Raw genomic sequence first — 26101 nt, 5'->3', positions numbered from 1 at the left:
CTCAGTTCCCCGCCACGGCGGGCGACGCATCGCCGATCACGACTTTATCGCCTTCGGCCAGGCCTTCCAGGATCTGCACCTTGACGTTGTTATTGATACCGGTCTTCACCTCGCGAGACACCGCCCGGCCCTTGGCATCCAGCACCCGCAGCGGGTAACTGCCATCGTTGTTGCGCGCACCCAGCGCCGCCACCGGCACCATCAGCGCCGCCTGGGCGGTGTCGAGCACGATACGCACCTGGGCGGTCATGGCGATGCGCAGGCGATGATCCGGGTTGGCCACATCGAACAACGCGTTGTAGAACACCGCGCTGTTCTGCTTGGGTGTACCGGCGGTCTGGGTTTCGAGGAAGTTCTGCGGCGCCGGTTCGGTGCCACGCAGCTTGGCGTAGTAGCGCTTGTCGGCCTCGCCGAGGATGGTGAAATACACCTGCTGGCCGGGGCTGATATGGATCACATCGGCCTCGGAAACCTGCGCCTTGACGGTCATGGTGTCCAGGTCCGCCAGCTTGAGCAGCACCGGCGCCAGCTGGTTGGCGATCACGGTCTGGCCTTCCTGGGTGACGATACCCACCACATCGCCGTCGATGGGCGCGACGATGCGGGTGTAGGCCAGGTTGATCTTGGCGGTGTCGATCTGGATATGCGCGCTTTTGATCTGCGCATCCAGGGACAGCAGGTTGGCTTGTTGCACCTGGAAGGTGGATTCGGCGTCTTCGAAATCCTGGCGCGAGACCGATTCATCAACCTGCAGGCCCTTGTAGCGGTCATACACGGACTTGGCCTGCCGGAGTTGGGCCGCCGTGGCGCGGCGCTGGGCCTGCAGGTTTTCTTCGTCGACCTGGGCTTTGCGCAGGGTGTTTTGCAGGATCAGCGGGTCGATTTCAGCTAGCCATTGGCCTTTTTTTACTTTGTCGCCGACTTTTACCTTCAGCGACTTGAGCTGGCCGGAGACTTGGGCACCGACGTCGACTTGTTTGATGCCTTCGAGGACGCCGGTGGCCAGGACGGCGTTTTCGATATCACCGCGCTCGGTGGTGGCGGTGAGGTATTGGGGGGCGTCGGCGGGGGCCTGTATTGCGTAGACCGCCAGGCCGATGGCGATGGTCAACGCCGCCAGGATGCTGATTTTTTTGAATTTTGACTTTGGCATAGGAGTACATATCCGTTTTTTCGGTAACGGCTGAAATGGGTTCCGCTCTTACAGCGGGTCACTTTTGAAAAGCGCAAAAGTAACCAAAACGCTCTTGCCCCAACACTCGGCACCTCGCTTAGGCTCGGTGTGCCCTCACTCCGGCTTGAATCCGTGGGCCGCCGCCATGGGCCATCCCTGGCCCATCGCGGCTAACCCGGCGTCCTGCCGGGTTACCCACGGATTCAAGCCTGCGTTCGGCCAGCGTGTTTAACGGGGCGCCTGAGATCAAGATCAAGATCACGATCAACAGCGCAGATCAAAAGACCGCTGACTTCGTCTGCGAAAAGGATGTAAGGGCCACAGCAAAAACACAGCAGAGCAACAGCGCTTTTGATCTAACCACTCAGGTCGGCTACTAGGCCGCCGTGCTCTGCTCTTGATCTGCTTTTGACCTTGATCTGAGGCGCCCCGTAAACCACGCTGGCCGAACGCAGGCTTTGGAGCGTGGGTAACCCGGCAGGACGCCGGGTTAGCCGCGATGGGCCAAGGATGGCCCATGGCGGCGGCCCACGGTCCAAAGCCGGAGTGAGGGCACACCGAGCCTAGGCGAGGTGCCGAGTGGTGGGGCGAGGACCTTTTGGTTACTTTTGGGTCCTTCCAAAAGTGACCCGCTGTAAGAGCGGAACCATAAGCCGCCGTTACCGCAGCAACGGATATACACCCAATCACGACACCACCTCCCCAACCACCACACCCTCCAACCACCACTGCGCCAGCCCCACGACATTGGGCGCCTTGAGCAACGTAAAGTGATTCCCCAAGCCATACCAAACCTGCAACCCACTCCCCTGCTTCCCCCACCCGTCAACCATCAACCCCTGCTCCCGCTGATTACCCGAAGCATCCAAGGCCGGGTCCTGCGCCAACACCAGCCGCACCACCCCCTCAAACCGCCGCCCAGGCTGATACCGGGTGCGCAACGCAGCCGCATAGGTCCGCGAAGGCCCCGCCATCGCCTCCACCCCCGCCCGTGCTGGCAACAACCCAACCCCCACCATCCCCGCATGCAACCATTGCCGCTGCGCCACCTCATCACGCCCGGCAAACTCCACCAGATCGATGCCCAGCGACTTACCCGCCGCCAACTGCATCGCCTCGATCAACCGCACCAACGCCGCCGTGGTCGTATACGGCCTGCCCCCCCCCCAGGGGCCTCACTGTCGATCACCGTCAACGACGCCACCTCGCGCCCCGCCGCCTGCAACCGCAGCGCAAGTTCCAGCGCCACCCAGCCGCCAAACGAATGCCCGACCAGATGCACCGGCCCGTGGGGGCACTCGTGTTCCAGTGCCGCCAGATAACACCCCGCCGCAGCTTCTACCGCGCTATGCGGCACCGCCTCGCCATCCAACCCGCGCGGCTGAAAACCGAACAGCGGCCAGTCACGCCCCAGCGCCTCACTCAAGCCCACAAACCCGGTGACGCTATCCCCAGCCCCCGGCACACAGAACACCGGCGCAACCCCTGGCCGGCCGCTCTGGATGCGCAACAACGGCTGATGCCGCGCCTCACTCACTGGCGCACTCAACAGCAGGGCTGCCGTCATCGCCTGGCCCAACGCCTGGATATGCGGCGCCTGCATCATGCTCTGGTGGTCGCCGGGCACATCCACCTGGCGCAGTTGACCGGGTGCCAGGGCGTCGTCCCAACCCAGGGTCGCGCTGCGTCGCGACAGCTCGGTTGGCCGCTCCAGGGCGCTGAACAGATGCACCGGTATCGGCAGCGGGAACAGACTGTAGTGCGCCAGCGCATGCCCATGCCCGACTTCCCGCTGGAGAAAACTCACGAGGTCCGCGTCCGTCGCCGCCGCCATTTGCGCGTATAGCAAACCTTGATCGCGACAGCGTTGCAGCAGGCCCGCAAAGTCCAGCTGTCCAATGCCCGCCTCCAATTGCCCAAGGCTCGCCAACTCATGTGCACCTCCCTGTGCTGTCCAATACGCCGTGCACTGCAGCAGCAAATGCCGCTTGAGCGCATCCGGCCCGCTCCAGCGCGCCTTGCCCTGGTCGGTCAGGCGCGGCACGTAGCTGTCGATCAAGCCGAGGAACGCCACCGGCTCATCCAAGCCCAATAATTGCATCGCCACTTCATAGGCCAACACGCCGCCAAACGACCAGCCCGCGACCCGATACGGGCCATGGGGCTGGATGTCGCGAATCAGTCCGACCATGCGCGCCGCCAGGCCTTCCATGCTGTGCAGATGGGCCTCGCCGAGCGCCACGCCGGGCAGGCCGTAGATCGGATAGTCACCGGGCAGGTGCTGACCCAGCGCCGGGAAGTACACATCCATGCCACTGAATTCGTGCACCAGGAACAACGCTGGCTGCGCGCCGCTGCTGCGTACCGTGATCACCGCTGTGTCACGCAGCGGCGCCGCCGTGCGCTGGCGCAGCAGCGTGGCGATGGACGCCACGCTGGCATGCTGGAACAGCTCAGCCAAGGACACCGACAACCCTGCCTCGTCCAGCAGGTTGACCAGACGGATCGCCAGCAATGAATGCCCGCCCAGTTCGAAGAAGCTGTCATGCCGCCCCACCTGTTCCAGTTTCAGCACCTCGGCCCACAGCCGCGCCAGGCTGTGCTCCAGCGCATCCTCAGGTGCCTCGAAGTCGCGGCTGATCAACGCCTCCAATGCCGGCGCCGGCAATGCTTTGCGGTCGACCTTGCCATTCGCCGTCAGCGGCAGCTGCGCCAGCGGCACATAAGCCGCGGGCAACATGTAGTCCGGCAGTTGCGCGTGCAGGTGCGCACGCACGCTGGCGGTGTCGGCAGGCCCGGTGAAATAGGCCACCAGGCGCTTGTCCCCCGGTACATCCTCGCGCGCCAGCACCACCACCTCCTGGATACCGGCGAAGGTGGCCAGGCGCGCTTCAATCTCGCCCAACTCGATGCGGAAACCCCGGATCTTCACCTGGTCGTCATTGCGCCCGATGCACTCCAGCAAGCCGTCCGCCGTCCAGCGGCCGAGGTCGCCGGTGCGGTACATCAAGTGGCCCGGAGTGAAGGGGTCATGCACGAACTTTTCCGCGGTCAGTTCCGGGCGGTTCAAATACCCCTTGGCCACCCCATCGCCGCCAATGCAGATTTCTCCGATCACGCCCACGGGCACGGGCTGCAACTGCGCATCCAGCACATGCACCTGCGTGTTGGAAATCGGCCGGCCGATAGGCACGCTGTCCGCCGCATCGGCAAGCATGCGCACTTCATAGGTGGTGGCGTAGGTGGTGGTTTCGGTCGGTCCGTAGCAATGCACCAGGCGCAACGCCGGTGCCCGGGCCAGCAGGGTGCGGAACGCCGCCGGGTCGGCGCGCTCGCCGCCGCACAAGAGCATGCGCAAGCCGGCCAGGGCGTCGGGAATCATCTGCACGTATTGGTTGAACAGCGCCGTGGTCACGAACAGCACCGTTGCGCCCTGCAATGCCACACCAAACGCGGCCGGGTCGAGCAAGGTGGCGTGGTCGATCACCTGCACCTGGCCACCGTTGAGCAACGGACCCCACACATCCATGGTGCTGGCGTCGAACGCCGGGTTAGAGGCGAAGGCCACGCGGTCGGCGGCATTGAAGTCGGCGTAGCCGTTGTTGAGCACCAGGCGCGTGATGCCGCGATGGGGCACCAATACGCCCTTGGGCGTGCCGGTGGAGCCGGAGGTGTACATGATGTACGCCACGCTGTCCGAGGATTGCGACAGGTCCGGGTTGTGGCTCGGTTGCGGGTCGGGGGCCAGGCTATCCAGGTCCAGGCGGTGCAGCGGGTGGTCGCTGGGCGCATCGCTACGGGTCAGCAGCCACGCGGCGCCGCTGTCTTGTAGCATGAACGCCTGGCGCTCGGCGGGCGCGTGGCGGTCCAGCGGGACATAGGCGGCGGCGCATTTGAGGATCGCCAACTGGCTGATCAACAAGTCGAGGCAGCGCGGCAAGTGGATCGCCACGTGGTCACCGGGCTGCACACCCAGGCCCAGCAGGTGATGGGCCAAGCGGTTGGCGCGGGTGTTGAGTTCGCCGTAGCTCAGGGCCTGTTCGCCATGTACCGCCGCCACCGCGTCAGGCCGTGCCTGGGCCTGGGCTTCGAACAGGCGCTGTACCGTGTGTTCACGTGGGAACGGGCGGCGCGTGGCGTTCAAATCCAACAACTGCTGGCGTTCGGCGGCAGGTAGGATCGGCAGGTGGCTGACGGCGACCTCCGGGTGGTGTTCCAGCGCCTGCACCAGCTGTTCAATGGCGATCTGCAGGTAGTCGCACAAGCGCCGCGCCCCCTGCCCCGTGGCTTTCAAGGCGAACCCATCCCCCAGGTCGTCCACGCTCATCGACACGCCATAGTTGCTGTGTTCCTCGGCCTTGAGCAGTTCAATCCCCTGCCACGCCTCGGCCACCCCGGCGGATTGCGGCGCACTGTGGCGGTAGTTGAACAACACGTTGAACAACGGCGTTGCCGCCGGTACCCCGCTGCACCGCTGGGCCAGCGCCAACGATGCATGCTCATGCCCCAGCAGTTGGGTGAGACGCGCATGGGTGGCAACCACGGCCTCACGGACCGAGTGTTCACCCAGGTCGATGCGCAGCGGCAAAGTGTTGATGAACACGCCCATGGAACGCTCCGCGCCCTCGCCGCCTTGCAGCCGACCGAGCATCACGGTGCCAAACACCACCTGCTCGCGCCCGGAGACCTTGCCCAGTACATGGGCCCACGCCAGGTGCATCAGGCTCGCGGCGCTCACACCGCACTGGCGTGCCTGGCGACGCAGGCGTTGGCTCAACGCGGCGTCAATTGCCCGCTGCGCGGTTTCCTCGACTCCCAACGGTTGCACGTGCGTCGGCTCGTCGATCTCAGCCAGCATCTGGCGGAAGAACGCTTCGTGGTCATCCACCCCCAAGCGGGTCTGGGCCACATAGTTGCGATACGGCACCGGCGCGCCCAAGGTGTGTTGCGTACCGAGCAAAAAGGCTTGCATCTCGTGCTGCAAAATCTCCAGCGCCACGTGGTCCATGATCAGGTGGTGAAACAACAACGTGGCGACCACACCCTGCGGCTCCTCGGCGTACACCAGGCGCATCAACGGCGCCTGCGCCAGGTCCAGGCGCTGCGCCAGCGGCCCCGTTTCGATACGCAATGAGGCTTCGCGCCACACTACTTGCACCGGTTCTTCGAGGCCGTCCCAATGGAACGAGGAACGCAAAATGTCATGCCGTTGGATCACGGCCTGCAACGCCTGGGCAAACCGGTCCAGGCGTTGGCGGCTGTCAAAGGCAAACCGGGCCTGCAACACATAGGCGTCAGCGCCCTGCTCGGCACGATGGTGATACAGCATGCCGGCCTGCAACGGTGCCAGCGGATAGATATCCTGCACATTCGCCGCGCCACCGGGGATGCACGCCATGAGACGGTCGAGGGTCAGCGGGGCCAACTCGATCAGCGGCAACCTCGCCACTTCGCGCGCATCACCCAGCGCCGCCGCGAAGGCGCACAGGGTCGGCTGGCCGAACAGGACCTTGACGTCCGCCGACAGCCCGAGCCGACGCAGGTGCCCCATCAGGCTGACGGCCAGCAGCGAGTGCCCGCCCAGTTCAAAGAAATGGTCGTGACGCCCCACCCGCTCCACATTGAGCAACTCGGCCCACAGGCTGGCCAAGGTGATTTCCGTATCGCCCTGGGGCGCTTCGTACGCGCGCGCCGTCAGCGCATCAGCACCCGGCGCGGGCAACGCCTTACGGTCGAGTTTGCCGTTGGGGCTCAGGGGCAGCGCGTCGAGGTGCACGAACACCGCCGGCACCATGAACTCCGGCAGGGAGTGCAGCAAATGCGCGCGCAGCACCTCATTGTCACTGCGCACGCCGGTGTAGTACGCCACCAGGCGCTCGTCACGGGCGATCACCGCCGCCTCGTGGATGGCCGGGTAATCGGTCAGCCGCGCCTGGATCTCTCCCAGCTCGATGCGCAAGCCACGGATCTTCACCTGGTCGTCATTGCGCCCCAGGTATTCGATGTTGCCGTCGGCCAAGTAGCGCCCAACGTCACCGGTGCGGTACATCCGCCCCTGGGTAAACGGGTCCTGGAGGAAACGCTCGGCCGTCAGCTCGGGCCGGTTCAAATAGCCCCGCGCCACTTGCACACCGCCGATAAACAACTCGCCAACCACGCCCAAGGGCACCGGCTGCAATTGCCCATCCAACAGGTACATGCGCGTATTCGCAATCGGCTTGCCGATGGGGGTGTTGTCCGGCGTTACCGCGCCCGCACAGTTCCACGCGGTCACGTCCACCGCCGCTTCGGTGGGGCCATACAAGTTGTGCAACTGGCTGCCGGGCAACTGCTGCTTGAAGCGCCGCACCAGGCTGCCGGGCAAGGCTTCGCCGCTGCAGATCACACGCACCAGCCCGGCGGCCTGGCTCACATCGCCGTGGGCGAGGAACACATCCAGCATCGACGGCACAAAGTGCAACGTGGTGATCTGCTGCGCTTCGATCACCTCGCACAGGTACGCCGGGTCTTTGTGCCCACCCGGGCGCGCCATCACCAGGCGTGCGCCGGTGAACAACGGCCAGAAGAACTCCCATACCGACACGTCGAAGCTGAACGGGGTTTTCTGCAGCACCCGGTCATGGGCGCCGAGGCCATATTCGTCCTGCATCCACAGCAGGCGGTTGACCACGCCGGCGTGGTCGTTGATCACGCCCTTGGGTTGGCCAGTGGAGCCGGAGGTGTAGATCACATAGGCGCTCACCGCCGGTACTTCCGGGTTGGCTTGCGATTGCTGTTGCCAGCAGGGCTGGTCCAGGTCGACCACCGCCACCGCGCCCAACAGCCCACGCGTGGCCCCTTGCGCCAGCACCGCGACCGGCGCGCTGTCAGCCAGCATGTAGGCGAGCCGCTCCAGCGGGTACGCCGGGTCGAGCGGCACATAGGCGGCGCCGGCCTTGAGGATCGCGTACAGGCCGATCACCATCTCCAGGCTGCGCTCCACGCAGATCGCCACCCGGGCATCCGGCTGCACGCCCAGCGCCAGCAGGTGATGGGCCAGCTGGTTGGCCCGCGCATTCAGCTCGGCGTAGGTCAGCTGCTGCGCACCGGCCGTGACGGCAATGGCGTGTGGCGTGCGCGCCACCTGCGCTTCGAACAACCCATGCAGGGTCTGGTCGAGGTTGTAAGGCACCTGCGTAGCATTGAAACCGAACAGCAGCTGCTGACGCTCGTGCTCATCCACCAGCGGCACGTGCTCCAGCACCGCCTGGTCGTTATCGACCATGGCCTGCAGCAGCCGGGTGAAGTAACCGGCATAACGCCGCACCGTCGACTCATCGAACAACGCCACCGCGTATTCCAGCGCACCGATAATCGTGCCCTGCACTTCGCCCAGGTCCAGCGACAGGTCAAACTTGGCAAAGTGGCTGTCCTGCACGATGCCTTCCAGGGCCAGGTCACCCAGGGCCAGGGTCGCGGCGCCGCTGTCCTGCCAGGTCAGCAGGGTCTGGAACAGCGGGCTATGGGCCAGGCTACGCAACGGCCGGGTGATTTCCACCACCTGCTCGAACGGCAGGTCCTGGTGGGCCTGGGCTGCCAGCGTCTGGGCCTTGACCCGCGCCAACAATGCCTCAGTGCTCGGCGCGCCCGAGGTGTCGATACGCACCGCCAGGGTGTTGACGAACAGGCCGATCAGTCCTTCCACCTCGCTGCGCGTGCGGTTGGCCACTGGCGAGCCGATCACCAGGTCGTGCTGCCCGGACAAGCGCGACAACAACGACGCCCAGGCACTCATCAAGGTCATGTACAGCGTGGTGCCATGGCGCTGGCTCAAGGCCTTGAGCCCGGCCGTGAGGCGTTCATCCAGCTGCACCTTGACGCTGTTGCCGGCGTAGTCCTGCTGCGCCGGGCGCGGGCGGTCGGTGGGCAGCGTGAGCACCGCCGGTGCGCCGGCCAGGGCCTGCTGCCAATAGGTGCTTTGACGGTGCAGTACCTCACCGCTGAGCCACAGGCGCTGCCATACGGCAAAGTCGCCGTACTGGATCGCCAGCGGCGGCAATGGGTCAGGCTGGCCGTGACTGAACGCCTGGTACAGCGCGGTCAGTTCACGGGTAAGCACACCCATGGACCAGCCATCGGAAACGATATGGTGCAGGGTCAACAGCAGCACATGGTGATCGTCGGCCATCACCACCAAGCGCCCGCGCAGCAGCGGGCCGCGCTCCAGGTCGAACGGCGCTGAGGCTTCACCGTGGATCAACGCATCCAGTGCCTGCTGGGGTTGCGGGTGGCGACGCAGGTCTTGCACCTGCAGGGGCAGCATCTGTTCGGCCGGCACGGTCAGGACCTGGGCCCCATCCCCGTGCTGGACGAAGCGACTGCGCAGGGTGGCATGCCGCGCGACGATCCGCGCCAACCCGCGTTGCAGCACCTCCACATGCAAGTGCCCGCGCAAACGCAGGCCGATGGGAATGTTGTAGGCGGTGTTGGCACCTTCCATCAGTGCCAGGAACCACAGCCGCTGCTGGGCGAAGGACAGCGGCACCTCGGCATCGCGGCCGGCCGGCAGGATATCCGGCAAGGTACTGCGACCCGATTGCGCGAGTACCTCGGCCACCGCGACGAGTTCGGCATTGGCGAACAGATCACCGAGCAACAGCTCCACCCCCAGGCGCTGACGCACCTGGGACACCATGCGCATGGCCAGCAACGAATGCCCGCCCAGCTCGAAGAAATGATCGCGGCGCCCGACCCGTTCCACCTGCAGCACATCGGCCCAGATCTGCGCCAACAGTGTTTCGATCTCGCCCTGGGGCGCTTCGTACTCGCGGGTGAATACGGCAGCCATGTCCGGGGCCGGCAAGGCCTTGCGGTCGAGTTTGCCGTTGGCGGTCAGCGGCAGCGCAGCCAACCGCATAAAGGCGGCCGGGACCATATAGTCCGGCAGGTGCGCCACCAGGTGGGCACGAATATCGCCAACCTCCAACGGGTCCATCTGAGGGTTCTCGGTGAAATACGCCACCAGCCGCTCATCACGCACCAGCACCACGGCTTCGAGAAGCCCCGGCAACCGGTTGAGCTGGGCTTCAATCTCGCCCAGCTCGATGCGCATGCCACGGATTTTCACCTGGTCATCGTTGCGCCCCAGGTACTCTAGCGTGCCGTCGGGTAACAGGCGCGCCAGGTCGCCGGTGCGGTACATGCGGCCGTGGTTGAACGGGTCGTGCAAGAAGCGCTCGGCCGTCAGCTCCGGGCGGTTCAGGTAACCGCGCGCCACGCCCTTGCCGCCCACATACAGCTCACCGGCTACCCCCAGCGGCACCAGCCGTTGCTGTGCATCCAGCAGGTACACGGTGGCATTGGCGACCGGCTTGCCGATATGCAACGGCTGGCCGGCCTCGACCTTGCCCGAGGTGGCGACCACCGTGGCCTCGGTGGGGCCGTAGTTGTTGATCAGCTCGAAACGCTGGTTGCGCGAGAACTGGCGCAGGCGATCGCCGCCGACCAGCAAGGTGCGCAGGGTCGGGTGTTCGATCTGCTGGCTGAAGGCGTACTCGGCCACCGGGGTCGGCAGGAAGCACACATCCAGCGGCTGCGCGCACCACCAGGCCAGCAGCGCGTCGACATCTTCGGCGCCGTCATGGGCCGGCGGCAGGTGCAAGGTCGCGCCCACACACAATGCCGGCCAGATTTCCCAGGCCATCGCATCAAAACCAAATCCTGCGACGCTGGCGGTGTGGCGCCCCGCGCGCAGGTCAAAGGCGTTGCAATGCCAGTCCACCAGGTTGGCCACGCTGTGGTGTTCCACCATCACCCCTTTGGGTAGGCCGGTGGAACCGGAGGTGTAGATTACATAAGCGAGGTTCGCCGGGGTCACGGCCACTGTGGGGTTGCTCGCTGAATGGTGTTGCCAGGTGTAGCGGTCGAGGTCTATCACCGGTACATCCAGCGCCGGCAGGCGCGCCAGCAAGGCGTGCTGGGTCAACACCGCCACCGGCGCGCTGTCGGTGAGCAGGTAGCTCAGGCGCTCGGCCGGGTGGGACGGGTCAACCGGCACATAACAGGCGCCGGCCTTGAGGGTTGCCAGCAACCCGGCCAGGGTGTCCAGGCCACGGCGAGCGACCACCGCCACGCGGTCGTCGGGTTTGACGCCCAGGGCCAGCAGATGATGAGCCAGCAGGTTGGCTTGCTGGTTCAGCTCGGCATAAGTCATCTGCCGGCCCTGCTGCACGGCGGCAATGGCATCGGGCGTCAGCGCCGCCTGGGCTTCGATGCGCCCGTGCAAGGTGGTGCCTTGGGGGAAATCCGCCTGGGTTGCGTTGAACTGTTGCAGCAATTGTTGCTGCTCAGCGGCGGGCAGCACCGACACCTGGTTGAGCGCGGTGTCGGGCGCCTGCTCCAGCGCGGCCAGCAGGTTTTCCAGGGCAGTGCGCAGGTAGGCGCAGACACGCTGCGGGTCTACCTGGGTGCTGGCCAACAGGCTCAAGGCAAACCCTTCGCCAAGGTCGTCGACACTCAGGGTCAACGGGTAGTTGGTGCGTTCCTCGGCACTCAGCGCGGCGATCCCCTGCCAGGCCGACACCGCCTCGGCACTCGCCGCCGGAGCACTGTGACGATAATTGAGCAAGGCGCTGAACAACGGCGTCGGCGCCACCACGCCGCTGCAGCGTTGGGCCAGGGCCAGCGGCGCGTGCTCGTGGCGCAGCAAGGTGGTCAGGCGCGCATGGGTGGCCTTGACCCCGTCGCGCACCGCTTCAGCGCCTACATCCACACGAAACGGCAGCGTGTTGATGAAGATGCCCAGCGCCCGGTCCGTGTCATGGCTGCCCTGCAGGCGGCCCATCAGTACGGTGCCGAACACCACCTGCTCCTTGCCGGCCAGCACGCCCAGCACCTGGGCCCAGCCCAGATGGAACAGGCTCGCGGCACTCACGCCCAACTGCCGCGCCTGCGCCCGCAAGCGTTGCGACAATGCCGACGGCAGCGCCAGGTGCGCCTCGGCGATGCCCCGCGCATCGCCCTGCACATCGTGCAGGCCGAACGGCAAGGTCGGCTCGCTGATATCGCCGAGCATCTGGCGGAAGAACCCTTCGTGTTCCTGCTCACTGATGCCCAACCGCGCCTGCGCCACATAGTTGCGAAACGGCACCGCCTGACCCAGCGCCGCGGCGTGGCCGAGCAGGCACGCCTGCATTTCATGGCACACCACTTCCAGGGCGCTGTGATCGAGGGCCATATGGTGGAACAGCAAGGTGGCGACGATACGCTGATTCACCGGATCGAAGGCGCGCACCAGGCGCAGCAGCGGCGCCTGGGAGACGTCCAGGCGATAATGGCGGGCGTCGAACAACGCGTGCAACTGCGCGGCGATATCGCCGTCGGCCGGGTCCAGTTCAAGGGCCTGCACCGGCAGACGCGCCTGGCGCCATACCACTTGCTGCGGCTGCTGAAGCCCATCCCAGACCACGCCGGTACGCAGGATATCGTGGCGGTCCATCACGGTTTGCAATGCCTGGGCAAAGGCCTCGAAGCGCTCCAGGCTGTCGAACCCGAACTGCGACTGCATCACGTACGGGTCGCCCTGCTCGGCGCTGACGTGGTGGAACAAAATGCCTTCCTGCAACGGCGCCAACGGGTAAATATCCTGGATATTCGCCACGCCGCCGTCGACAGTGGCGACGATGCGCTCGATCTCCTCCTGGCTCAGGTTCGACAGGGTCAACATCGCCGGCAGGATGTGCTGCGCGCCCGCCGGGATGCCATTGGCCGGCACATCGATGTTGCCGGCCTTGGTCGGCGAATACTCACCGGCCTTGATCCGCTCGATCAGCGCGGGTTTGTGTTCACGCAACGCGGCGATGATCAACGGGTCACTCAAGGCCTGTTTGTTGCCTTGCACCGACAACTGCTCGCCCTTGAGCGCCAGTTGAATGTCTTTGCTTTTCAGGGTTGCCAACAGCTCAAAAAGGCTCACAGGACGATCTCCATTCGTTCGGTCAGCGCGGCGTAGCCAGCCAGGGTCGGCTGTTCAAATAACGCACGCACATCGGCTTCCATGCCTTCCTGGCGCAAGCGCCCGATCAAGCTCACGGCGAGCAGCGAATGCCCGCCCAGTTCAAAGAAATTATCCTGGCGCCCGACCCGCTCCACGTTGAGCAGCTCGGCCCAGAGCCGGGCCAGGAGGATTTCGGTGTCGCCTTGGGGGGCCTCGTACTCGCGCACCACCAGCGCGTCCATACCCGGCGCCGGTAACGCCTTGCGATCCAGCTTGCCGTTGGGGCTCAGGGGCAAGGCGGCGAGGTGCACGAACAGCGCGGGCACCATAAAGTCCGGCAGCTGCTGCAAGAGGTGGGCGCGCAGGTGTTCAATCTCGCTGTGCACGCCGGTGTAGTAAGCGACCAGGCGGTCTTCGCGGGCGACCACCGCGGCTTCGTTGACGTGGGCATGTTCCAGCAGGCGCGCCTGGATTTCTCCCAGTTCGATGCGCAAACCGCGGATCTTCACCTGGTCATCGTTGCGGCCCAGGTACTCGATATTGCCGTCGGGCAAATAGCGGCCGACGTCACCCGTGCGGTACAGGCGCCCGCCGCTGAACGGGTCGTGGAGGAAGCGCTCGGCGGTCAGCTCCGGTCGGTTGAGGTAACCCCGCGCCACTTGCACGCCGCCGATAAACAACTCGCCAACCACGCCCAGAGGCACGGGCTGCAACTGCGCGTCCAACAGGTACATGCGCGTATTGGCAATCGGCTTGCCGATCGGTGTGTTGTCCGGCACGTCGGGGCGCGCGCAGTTCCAGGCGGTCACGTCGACCGCCGCTTCGGTCGGGCCGTACAGGTTGTACAGGCCGATATCCGGCAATTGCTGCTTGAAGCGCCGCACCAGGCTGCCCGGCAGCGCTTCGCCGCTGCACATTACCCGTTGCAGGCCCGCCGCCTGGCCGACATCGCCATGGGCCAGGAACACCTCGAGCATCGACGGCACAAAGTGCAGCGTGGTGATCTGCTCGGCCTCGATCACGTCGCACAGATACGCGGGATCTTTATGCCCCCCGGGACGCGCCATGACCAGGCGCGCACCCGTGAACAGCGGCCAGAAGAACTCCCACACCGACACGTCAAAGCTGAACGGGGTTTTCTGCAACACCGCATCATCGGCCTTGAGGCCGTAGGCGTCCTGCATCCACAACAGGCGGTTGACCACCCCGGCATGCTCGTTGATCACACCTTTGGGCTGGCCGGTGGAGCCGGAGGTATAGATCACGTAGGCCTGGTGCCGGGCGTTAAGGCCCGGTACCTGGGGGTTGGTCGCCGGTTGGTGCTGCCAGGTGCTGTGGTCGAGGTCGATCACCGGCACCGCGCCCAATAACGGTCGGGTGGCGCCTTGTGCCAGCACCACCACCGGCGCGCTGTCCTGCAGCATGTAGGCAATGCGCTCCTGCGGGTAGGCCGGGTCCAGCGGCACATAACCACCGCCAGCCTTGAGGATGGCAAACAAGCCAACGACCATATCCAGGCCCCGTTCGAGGCAGATCCCCACGCGTGCATCCGGCCCTACGCCCAGTTCGCGCAGGTGATGGGCCAAGCGGTTGGCGCGCTGGTTGAGCGCCGCGTAAGTCAGGACGAGTTCACCAGCCTTGACCGCCACGGCATCCGGCGTGCGTTCGACCTGGGCCTCGAACAGCCCGTGCAAGGTCTGGTCGAGGTTGTAGGCCACCGCCGTCGAGTTGAACCCCACCAGCAGCTTGTGGCGTTCCTCCTCGCCGAGGATCGGCAAGCGGTTGAGTGCCTGTTGCGGCGCCTGCTCCAAGGCCTCGACCAGGCCGGCCAGGGCGACCTGCATGTAACCGCACACCCGCTGCGCGTCGATAGGCGCCAGGGCGGCGATGTCATAGCCATCGCCCAAGTCGTCGACGTTCAGGGTCAGCGGGTAGTTGGTGCGCCCGTCGTTGGCCAGGGTCTGCATACCTTGCCAGGCCTGCTGCGCGTCATGGGAGCGGGTCGCCGCGCCGCGATGGCGATAGTTGAGCATCGAACTGAACAGCGGCGCCGGTGCCGCCACGCCACTGCAACGTTGGGCCAGGGCCAGAGACGCATGCTCATGCCCCAGCAACGCCGTGAGCCGGCCATGGGTGGCGTGCACAGCGGCGCGCGCACCTTGGCCGTCAATGTCCAGGCGCAACGGCAAGGTATTGATAAACACCCCGAGGGCACGGTCGGCGCCCTCGCCGCCTTGCATCCGGCCCACCAGTACGGTGCCGAACACCACGCTGCTGCGCCCCGACGTGGCGGCCAGCACCTGAGCCCAGGCCAGGTGAAACAGGCTGGCGGTGCTCACACCGAGCAAGCGGGCCTGGGCCCGCAGGCGGCGGTTGAGGTCGCTGTCCAGGCGCAGGCGGTGCTCTTCGATCGAAGTGCCATCCCCGCGTACATCCTGCAGGCCGAAGGGCAAGGTCGGCTCATCGATATCAGCGAGCATCGCGCGGAAGAACGCTTCGTGCTCCTGCTCGCTCACGCCCAGACGCGCCTGGGCCACGTAGTTGCGGTAGGGCATCGGCGCCGCCGTGGGCAGCGCGTGGCCCAGCAGGTAACCCTGCATCTCGCGCAACACCACGTCGAAGGCGGTGTGGTCGAGGGCGATATGGTGATAGAGCAACACCACGACCACCCGTTGGTTGGCCGGGTCGTCGGCATACATCAAACGGATCAGCGGCGCCTGGCTGAGATCCAGGCGATAGCGTCGAGGGTCGAAACGCTCGTGCAGGCCGGCCAGCACATCACCTTGCAGGTGCAGTTGCTGCACGCTCAGCTCGGCGTTGCGCCACACCACTTGCAGCGGCTGCGCGAGCCCTTCCCAGACCACGCCGGTGCGCAGGATATCGTGGCGATTGATCACCTGTTGCAGCGCGCAGGCGAAGGCCTCCAAGCGCTCCAGGCTGTCGAACGCCAGGTGCGATTGCAGCAGGTACGGGTCACCCTGCTCGGCGGTGATGTGGTGGTAGAGGATGCCCTCCTGCAAGGGTGCCAGCGGGTAGATGTCCTGCACATTGGCAGCGCCACCGGGCACGCCGGCCACGACCTGATCAATCGTGGCCTGGTCCAACGTCACCAGCGGCAGCATGGCCGGGGTGATGCGCGGGCAATCGGCGCCAATACGGTTTTGCGGCACATGCACTTCGCGGCCACTGCCCACGGCGGCAGCCAGGGCGGCCAGGGTCGGCTGGCTGAACAACACGCGCACATCGGCGCTGAGGCCGACCTGGCGCATGCGTTCGATCAGGCTCACAGCCAATAACGAGTGGCCACCCAATTCGAAGAAGTGGTCATGGCGACCCACCTGTTCTACCTGCAACACCTCGGCCCAGATACCCGCCAGGGTGGTTTCGACCGCGCCTTGTGGGGCCGCATAGGCACGGCTCAACAAGGCCTCGTGATCAGGTTGCGGCAAGGCCTTGCGGTCCAGTTTGCCGTTGGTAGTCAGGGGCAAGGCGTCGAGTTGCACATAGGCCACCGGCACCAGCGCTTCGGGAAGCTGCGCTTGCAGTTGCGCACGCAGGGTTTCGATCTGCAGCGGCTGCTGCGCGGTGAACCAGGCGATCAGGCGGCCTTCGCGCACCAGCACCACCGCCTCGCCGACACCGTGCAGGGCGGCCAGGCGGCTTTCGATTTCGCCCAGTTCAACCCGCACACCGCGCACTTTGACCTGGTCGTCGTTACGCCCCAGGTACTCGATATTGCCATCGGGCAGCCAGCGCACCAGGTCGCCGGTGCGGTACATGCGCCCGCCGTTGAAGGGGTCTTGCAGGAAGCGCTCAGCGCTCAGCTCGGGGCGGTTCAGGTAGCCGCGCGCCACGCCGCTGCCGCCCACATACAGCTCGCCCGCCACACCCACCGGCACTGGCCGCAAGTGCGCGTCCAGCACATACACGCTGGCATTCGCGATAGGCCGGCCAATATGCAGTGCCTGCCCGGCACGTACGCGGCCGGAGGTGGCGACCACCGTGGCCTCGGTAGGCCCGTAGTTGTTGACCAGCGCAAAACGCCGCTCCTGGGTGAACTGGCGCAGGCGATCGCCGCCGATCAACAGGATGCGCAAGGTCGGGTGGTGCAGGTTCTGGCTAAAGGCGTATTCGGCCACCGGCGTCGGCAGGAAGCTCACATCCAACGGCTGCGCCAGCCACCAGGCCAACAATTCGTCGAGGTGTTCATTGCCCACCCCGGCAGGCGGCAGGTGCAGGGTGGCACCGCTGCACAGGGCCGGCCACACCTCCCAGGCCATCGCATCAAAACCAAAGCCGGCAACACTGCTGGTTTGGCTGCGGGCATCCACGCCGAAGGCTTCGCAATGCCAATGCACCAGGTTTTCCACACTGCGGTGTTCCACCATGACGCCCTTGGGCTGGCCGGTGGAGCCCGAGGTGTAGATCACGTAGGCCAGGTGCGCCGGGGTCAGCGCGCGCAGTTGCGGATTGCTCACGGGGTGGCGCTGCCAGGCCGGGTCGTGCAGATCCACCGTGGTGATCGCCCCCAACACAGCCTGTGTGGCGGCCTCGGCCAACACCGCCACCGGGGCGCTGTCCTGCAACAGGTAGGCGATGCGCTCGGCGGGGTAAGCCGGGTCGATAGGCACATAACCCGCGCCGGCCTTGAGAATACCCAACAGCCCCACCAGCATCTGCGGGCCGCGTCGGCAGCACAGCGCAACGCGGTCATCCGGCTGCACGCCGAGTGCCAGCAGGTGATGGGCCAGTTGGTTGGCGCGTCTGTTGAGTTGCTGATAGGTCAACGATTCGCCGTCTTGCACCACCGCAACCGCCTCGGGTTGGCGTTCGGCCTGCACCTCGAAAGCGCCATGCACGGTCTGGCCCTGGGGGAAGTCCTGGGCGGTGGCATTGAATTCGCGCAGCAGGGTGGCGTACTCCGCCGTCGGCAGCAGTTGCAGTCTGTTGAGCGGGGTGGCGGGCGCGCTTTCCAACGCCGTGACCAACTGCTCCACGGCCTGGTGCATATAGCCGCACAGGCGTTCGGCGCCGATCTGCGGCAGCGCCAATACGTGGAGGCCGAAGCCTGTGCCCAGGTCATCCACGCTCAAGGTCAAGGGGTAGTTACTGCGCTCTTCACCGCCGAGCAAGTGCACGCCTTCCCAGATACCCTGACCGTCGCGGGCCATTGCAGCGGGTGCGCTGTGACGGTAATTGAGCAAGGCGCTGAACAGCGGCACCGCCGCCGGCACGCCACTGCAGCGCTGGGCCAGCGCCAGGGACGCGTGTTCGTGGCCGAGCAATGCGCTCAGGCGCGCATGGGTCGCCTTGACTGCCACGGCAGCGCCAACCGCCACATCGACCCGCAGCGGCAAGGTGTTGATAAACATCCCCAAGGCACGGTCGGCGCCCTCGCCGGCCTGCATACGGCCCATCAACACAGTGCCGAACACCACCTCGTCACGCCCGCAGACCAAGCCCAGCACCTGCGCCCAGGCCAGGTGCATCAGGCTCGCCGCGCTGACGCCCAACAGCCGGGCCTGATCGCGTACCCGCAGGGCCAGTGCCGCGTCCACGGCCTGCGCGGCTTCCTCGATGTCGCGTCCGTCGCCCTGCACGTCCTGCACGCCAAAGGGCAAGGTGGGTTCATCGACAGCGCCAAGCAGCTCGCGGAAGAACGCTTCGTGCTCCTGCTCGCTCACGCCCAGACGGGCCTGGGCCACGTAGTTGCGAAACGGCGCCGCTGCCGGCAACGCCTGCGCCGGGTTGAACAGGATGGCGTGCATCTCCTGGCCGACCACGTCCATGGCGGTGTGGTCGAGTGCCAGGTGATGGAACAGCAGGATCGCCGCCACGCGCTGATTGGCCGGGTCCTGGGCATACACCATGCGTAGCAGCGGCGCCTGGGTGATGTCCAGGCGGTAATGCCGCGCATCGAAACGCCCGTGCAGTTGCTCGATGATGTCGCCGTCGCCCGGGTCCAGGGAGATCTCCTGCACCACCAGTTGTGCGTCGCGCCACACCACTTGCACCGGGCCGTCCAGGCCTTCCCAGACCACACTGGTGCGCAGGATATCGTGACGCACCACCACCTGTTGCAACGCGCCCATGAAGCCGTGCAACCGCTCGAGGCTGTCGAAGGCCATGCGCGATTGCAGCAGGTACGGGTCGCCCTGCGCGGCGCTGATATGGTGGTAGAGAATGCCTTCCTGCAAGGGCGCCAGCGGGTAGATATCCTGCACATTGGCGGCACCACCCGGCACGCTGGCGACGATACGATCAATGGCCGGCTGGTCGAGTTGCACCAGCGTCAGCATCGACGGGGTGATACGCGTACAGCCCGGCGCGATGCCATTGGCCGGCACGATCACCTCCCGGCCACTGCCCACCGCGGCAGCCAGTGCCGCCAGGCTGGGTTGGTTGAACAGCACGCGCACATCGGCGCTGAGGCCCACTTGGCGCATGCGTTCGATCAGGCTGACCGCCAGCAACGAGTGCCCGCCCAGTTCAAAGAAATGATCATGGCGCCCTACGCGTTCAAGCTTGAGCAGGTCTTGCCAGATCTGCGCCAACTGGGTCTCTACCTCGCCTTCCGGCGCCTCATAGCCACGGCTGAGCAACGCACTCTGGTCCGGCGCAGGCAGGCCCTTGCGGTCCAGCTTGCCATTGGCGGTGAGGGGCAGCAGCTCCAGCCAGACATAGGCCGACGGCACCATATAGTCCGGCAATTGGCCTTGCAGATGGGCGCGCAGCGCTTCAATCGGCAACGCGGCGTCTGCCGTGTAGTACGCCACCAGGCGTTTGTCGCCCGGCTCGTCTTCACGCACCAGTACCACCGCGTCCTTCACCCCGGCGAAGGTCGCCAGGCAGCTTTCGATTTCGCCGGGTTCGATACGGAAGCCACGGATCTTCACTTGCAGGTCATTACGCCCCTGGTACAACAAGGTGCCGTCAGCCCGCCAACTGGCCAGGTCGCCGCTGCGGTACAGCAGGCCCGCGCCGAAGGGGTTCGGGATAAACTTCTCAGCGGTCAGTTGCGGTTGGTTCAAATACCCCCTGGCCACGCCCGCGCCACCGATATACAGCTCGCCCACCACGCCCAGTGCTACCGGCTGCCGGCGTGCGTCGAGCACGTAGGCCTGGGCGTTCGCGATCGGTTGCCCAATCGGGATACTGCCCTCACCCACCGCCGTGATCTCAAAGGTGGTGGAAAACGTGGTGGCTTCGGTCGGCCCGTAGCCGTTGAGCAGGTGTTGCGGCTTGCCGTGCTTGAGCACCCGGCCGATCACCTGCGGGTCGAGGACATCGCCGCCGACGATCAGGTAGCGCAACTGACGGAACACCGGCAGCAGCGCATCGGCGTACTGGTGGAACAGCCCGGCGGTCATCCACATCACGCTCACGGCCTGCTCCTGCAACAGCGCACCGAAGGCAGCCTGGGACAACAGCTCCGCCTGTTCGACCACCACCACACAGCCGCCGTTGAGCAACGGCGCCCATACCTCGAGGGTGCTGGCGTCAAAGGCCGGGTTGGAGGCGAAGGCCACGCGGTCGCGCCCGTTGAAATCGGCATAGCCGTTGTTGAGCACCAGCCGCGAGATCGCGCGGTGCGGCACTTGCACACCCTTGGGCGCGCCGGTGGAGCCGGAGGTGTAGAGGATGTACGCGACCGATTCGGCAGACGCCTCCAGCTCGGGATTGCGTGGCGACAACGCCTGCAGGTTGAGGTCGGCCAGGCTACTGAGCACGCGATGCGCGCCGCTGTCCTGCACAATAAAGGCCTGGCGCTCGAGCGGCGCGTTGACGTCCAGCGGCACATACACCGCCGCGCACTTGAGGATCGCCAACTGGCAGATGAGCAAATCGAGACTGCGCGGCAGTGCGATGCCCACGCTTTCCCCCGGCTGCACGCCCTGGTTGAGCAGGTGATGGGCCAGGCGGTTGGCGCGGCGGTTGAGGTCGCGGTAACTCAGGGACAATTGCCCCTGCACCGCCGCCACCGCTTCCGGGTGGGCCAACGCCTGGGCTTCGAACAGCTGATGCACGGTGAGGTGCGCCGGGTAGTCACGGGCGGTCGCATTGAACTCCACCAGCAGTTGCTGGCGTTCAGTGGCCGGCACAATCGACACGGCCGCCAGCGGCGTGGTCGGTGCCTGTTGCAGCGCGCTCACCAGCTGGCGCAACGCGGTCAGCATGTAGTCGCCGATGCGCTGCACCTCCAGGCTGGCCTTGCCTTGCACGGTCAGGGCAAAACCTGTACCCAGGTCGTCGACATTGAGTACCAGCGGGTAATTGCTGCGTTCTTCGGAGCTGAGGATCTCAATCCCGGCGGCCGCAAACGGGCGTGCCCCCGGTGCTTCGCCGGGGGCGCTGTGACGGTAGTTGAGCAGCGTGCTGAACAGCGGCAGCGAACCGGGCACGCCACTGCAACGCTGGGCCAGCGACAACGAAGCGTGCTCATGCCCAAGCAATTGTGCGAGCCGTGCATGGGTGGCGCGCACTCCGGCTTGTACCCCGACGGCGCCGAGGCTGACCCGCAGCGGTAACGTATTGATGAACATCCCCAACGCCCGGTCGGCGCCCGCGCCGCCCTGCATGCGGCCCAGCAGTACGGTGCCGAACACCACCTCCTGCTGGCCCGACACTTGCCCCAGCACCTGGGCCCACGCCAGGTGCACCAGGCTCGCGCTGCTCACCCCCAGTTGCCGGGCCTGCTCGCGCAGGCCGAGGCTAAGTGCCGGTTCCAGCGGCAGGTGCGCCTCGACAATGCCGCTGCCGTCGCCATTCACGTCGTGCAAGCCGAAGGCCAGGGTCGGTTCATCGATATCGCCGAGCATCTGGCTGAAAAATGCTTCGTGCTGCGCCTGGCTGACCCCAAGTCGCGCCTGGGCCACGTAGTGACGGTACTGCACCGCATCGGCCAGTTGTGCGCCGTTGCCGGAAAGGCTGGCGCTCATCTCTTCCACCAGCACTTGCAGGGCGGTGTGATCCAGCAGGATATGGTGCAGCAGTAGGATGCCGACCAGGCGGCCCTGATCCTGCGTATAAGCAAAATGCATCAAGGACGCGCGGGACAGGTCGAGGCGATAGTGGCGTGGGTCGAAGCGTTGCTGCAGTTGCGCCAGCCCCCCTTGCGTCTCAATGCATTCGACGGCCAGCGGCGCCTGGCGGCAGACCACCTGCACCGGCTCGCTGAGACCTTCCCAGAGGATTGCGGTACGTAGGATGTCATTGCGCTCGATCACACTGTGCAGCGCCTGGATGAACGCGTCCACCGCCGCTTGATCCTGAAAGCCGAACTGCACCTGCAGCACGTACGGGTCGCCCTCTTCAGTGGCCAGGTGATGGTACAGAATGCCCGCCTGCAGGGGCGCCAGGCCGTAGATGTCCTGCACATTACTGATGCCGCCGGGCACGCTGCGGATGATGTGGTCGAGGCCGGCCTGGTCCAGCTCCACCAGCGGCACCATGTCCGGGGTGATGTGCTGGCTGGCCGGGGTGATCAGGTTGGCCGGGGCCTGCACCTGTTGCTGCCCACCCACCGCAGCGGCCAGCGCGGCCAGGGTCGGCTGGCCGAATAGCACGCGCACATCGGCGCCGAGGTCGACCTGGCGCATGCGTTCAATCAGCTTGACCGCCAACAGCGAATGGCCGCCCAACTCGAAAAAGTTGTCGTCGCGGCCGGCCCGGTCGAGTTTGAGCAGGTCTTGCCAGATCACGGCGATGGCGCTTTCCACCGCACCGCGTGGCGCCGTATAACCGCGTCGGGCCAGGGCGTCGGCATCGGGCGCGGGCAAGGCCTTGCGGTCGAGCTTGCCATTGGCGGTGAGGGGGAACCGCTCCAGCAACACAAAGGCGCTGGGCACCATATGCTCGGCCAGGCTCAGCAGCAGGTGCTCGCGCAGGGCGGCAACGCTGGGTTCACCTTCGGCAATCACGTAGGCGACCAGGCGTTTGTCGCCCGGCTCGTCTTCACGGGCGATGACCACGGCATCCCGTACGCCCTCGGCGGTGGCCAGGTGTGCTTCGATTTCACCCAGCTCGATGCGGAAACCGCGAACCTTCACCTGGTCATCGTTACGCCCCAGGTACTCCACGCTTCCGTCATCCAGCATGCGGCCAAGGTCGCCGGTCTTGTACATGCGCAGGCCGGTGGCCGGGTCGGCCAGGAAGCGCTCAGCGGTCAGCGCCTCGCGATGCAGGTAACCACGCGCCACACCGGCGCCGCCCACGTACAACTCGCCCACCACGCCAAACGGCAGCGGCTGGCGTTGCGCGTCCAGCACATACAATTGCAGGTCGGGAATGCGCACGCCAATCGGGCTGGCGCCGAGGTGCTGTGCATCCGCTGCCTGCAACGCGCGGTAAGTCACATGCACGGTGGTTTCGGTGATGCCGTACATATTCACCAATTGGGTGCCGGCGTTCAGCGCTCGGGCGTACCACGGCTTGAGCATCGCCGGCTCCAGGGCTTCACCGCCAAAGATCACCTGGCGCAGGGAGTGGGCCTGGGCGCTCTGGCCCTGGGCGGCAATCAACTGGCGAAAGGCACTCGGCGTCTGGTTGAGGATGCTCACCCCCGCCTCGCAGAGCAGCGCGTAGCACTCATCCGGCGCACGGCTGACCAGTTGCGGCACGATCAGCAACTGGCCGCCGTGCATCAGCGCGCCCCAGATTTCCCACACCGAGAAGTCGAACGCGAAAGAATGGAACAACGCCCATACATCATTGCTGTTGAAGCCGAACCAGTGTGCGGTGGCCGTGAACAGGCGAGCCACCTGGCGATGTTCGATCATCACGCCCTTGGGCTGGCCGGTGGAACCGGAGGTGTAGATCACATAGGCCAGGCTTGCGGGGCTCACCACAACCCGAGGGTTGACGATGGACTCGCCGCGCAGGCCATTGAGGTCGATCTGCGCCAGGTCGCCGACCAGGTGACGGGTATTGGCTTGCACCAGCACCGCCAGGGGCTCGCTGTCGGCCAGGGTGTAGGCGATGCGCTCCGCCGGATACGCCGGGTCGACCGGTACGTAGCCCGCACCGGCCTTGAGGATGCCCAGCAGGCCGATGATCATCTCCGGGCCACGCTCCACGCAGATCGCCACGCGATCATCGGGGCGAACGCCCTGGGCCAGCAAGCGGTGGGCAACCTGGTTGGCGCGTTCGTTGAGCTGGCGATAGCTGAGGCGCTGGTGGTCGAAACGCAACGCGATGGCGTCGGGCTGGGCGGCCGCGTGGGTCTCGACTTGCTGGTGGATCAGGGCAGTGTCGGCGTAGGTGTGCGGGCTTTGATTGAGGCTATGCAGCAGGGTCTGGCGCTCGGTGTCGGACAGGATATTCAGGCCGCTCAGCGGCATATCCGGTCGTCTTTCAAGGGCATCGGCCAGGCTTTCCAGCGCCGTATGCAGGTAGCCCGCCACGCGCCGTGCGCCAATGGCCGCGGGCACCATGACCGTGAGGGCGAAATCCTCGCCCAGGTCATCCACGTTCACCGTCAGCGGGTAGTTGGTGCGTTCCTCGGCGCCCAGGACCTGGATGCCCTCGGCGACCTCGATCACCTCGGCCATATCCCCTGCGGCGCTGTGCCGGTAATTGAGTATGGCGCTGAACAGCGGCGTCGGCGCGGCCACGCCACTGCAACGCTGGGCCAGCGCCAGGGAGGCATGCTCGTGCTGGAGCAAGGAGGTGAGGCGCTCATGGGTGGCCTTGACCCCGGCACGCACGCCCTGCTCGCCCACGTCCACGCGCAGCGGCAAGGTGTTGATGAACATGCCCAGGGCCCGCTCACCGCCTGCACCGGCGCCCATGCGCCCGAGCATCACCGAACCGAACACCACCGCCTCGCGACCGGACACCACGCCCAACACCCGAGCCATGGCCAGGTGCAGCATGCTCGCCACGCTCACCCCCAACGGCCGCGCCAGGCTGCGCAAGCGGCGGCTGAGGGCGCTGTCGACGGGCAGGCGCGCCTCGTCGATGCCCTGGCCGTCGCCCTGCACATCCTGCAAACCGAACGGCAAGGTCGGCGCATCGATATCCGCCAGCATTTGGCGAAAAAACTGTTCATGGGCGGCTTCGCCGACACCCTGGCGTACCTGGGCGATATAGCCGCGAAACGGCAGCGGCTCAGCAGCCTGGGCCTGCTCGCCCGCCAGGTACAGCTGGATTTCGTGACGCACCACGTCGAGGGCGGTGTGGTCGAGGATGGTGTGATGGAACAACAGCATCGCCACCACACGCTGATTGGCCGGGTCGTCGGCAAAGACCAGGCGCAGCAGCGGCGCCTGGCCCAGGTCCATGCGGTAGGTGCGCGCATCACAGCGCGCGAGCAATTGCGCCAGGACCTCGCCGCCGTCGCAGCGCGCCTCTTCACACGTCAGGCTGGCCTTGCGCCAAACCACTTGCAGTGGCTCGTCAAGACGCTCCCAGGCCATCGAGGTGCGCAGGATATCGTGGCGGTCGATCACCCACTGCAACGCCTCGGCGAAGGCATCAAAACGCGCGCGGTTGTCGAACACAAACCGCGCGTGCAGCACGTAGGGGTCGCCCTGCTGCGCCGAGAGGTGGTGGTACAGCATGCCCTCCTGCAGCGGCGCCAGGGGGTAGATATCCTGCACATTCGCCGCCCCGCCAGGGATGGCCGCGACGATACGGTCAATGGCCGCCTGGTCGAGGTTGACCAGCGGCAGCATGTCCGGCGTGATGCGATAAGCCGGGCTCAGCCAGTCACCGCCATGCTCGGCTACCAGCGCCAGCAACCGGGCTTTATGCGCGACCAGTTGGTCCCACACGGCGTCATCCAACGCCTCATCGCCCCCCAGGACAATCAGGTCGCCCTCCTCCATTTGCAGTCGGACCGCATGGGTGGAAATCGCTGCCAATAATTCGCTGAACTGCATGGGGGTAACCTGCCTGATAAGTCACGGTGGAGAAGAAAGTCCGTTTTCAGCTGCCGCTCTGGATCGTGTGCT

The 26101-nt window shown here is 65.8% G+C and carries 4 protein-coding genes; all 4 read right to left on the bottom strand.

Features of this window, described 5'->3' with window-relative positions; genetic code table 11:
• Nucleotide 1: 1 nt before the first annotated feature.
• On the bottom strand, nt 2-1153 hold the full coding sequence (gene macA, locus CXQ82_RS11830) for a macrolide transporter subunit MacA (protein WP_101269064.1): 1152 nt from the start codon (nt 1151-1153) through the stop codon (nt 2-4).
• Between the two features lie 707 nt (nt 1154-1860).
• On the bottom strand, nt 1861-2304 hold the full coding sequence (locus CXQ82_RS31900) for a hypothetical protein (protein WP_371917343.1): 444 nt from the start codon (nt 2302-2304) through the stop codon (nt 1861-1863).
• Nucleotides 2295-13127: an amino acid adenylation domain-containing protein gene (locus CXQ82_RS11820; protein ID WP_371917342.1), complete on the bottom strand. Its 10833-nt coding sequence runs from the start codon at nt 13125-13127 to the stop codon at nt 2295-2297. The genes CXQ82_RS31900 and CXQ82_RS11820 overlap by 10 nt, the downstream gene beginning before the upstream one ends.
• Nucleotides 13124-26029: a non-ribosomal peptide synthetase gene (locus CXQ82_RS11815; protein ID WP_101269062.1), complete on the bottom strand. Its 12906-nt coding sequence runs from the start codon at nt 26027-26029 to the stop codon at nt 13124-13126. The genes CXQ82_RS11820 and CXQ82_RS11815 overlap by 4 nt, the downstream gene beginning before the upstream one ends.
• Between the last annotated feature and the right edge of the window lie 72 nt (nt 26030-26101).

The organism is Pseudomonas sp. S09G 359 (assembly GCF_002843605.1).
Lineage (GTDB): Bacteria > Pseudomonadota > Gammaproteobacteria > Pseudomonadales > Pseudomonadaceae > Aquipseudomonas.
Note: the sequence above shows the minus strand (reverse complement) of the source record. Positions and strands in the feature narration are given on the sequence as shown.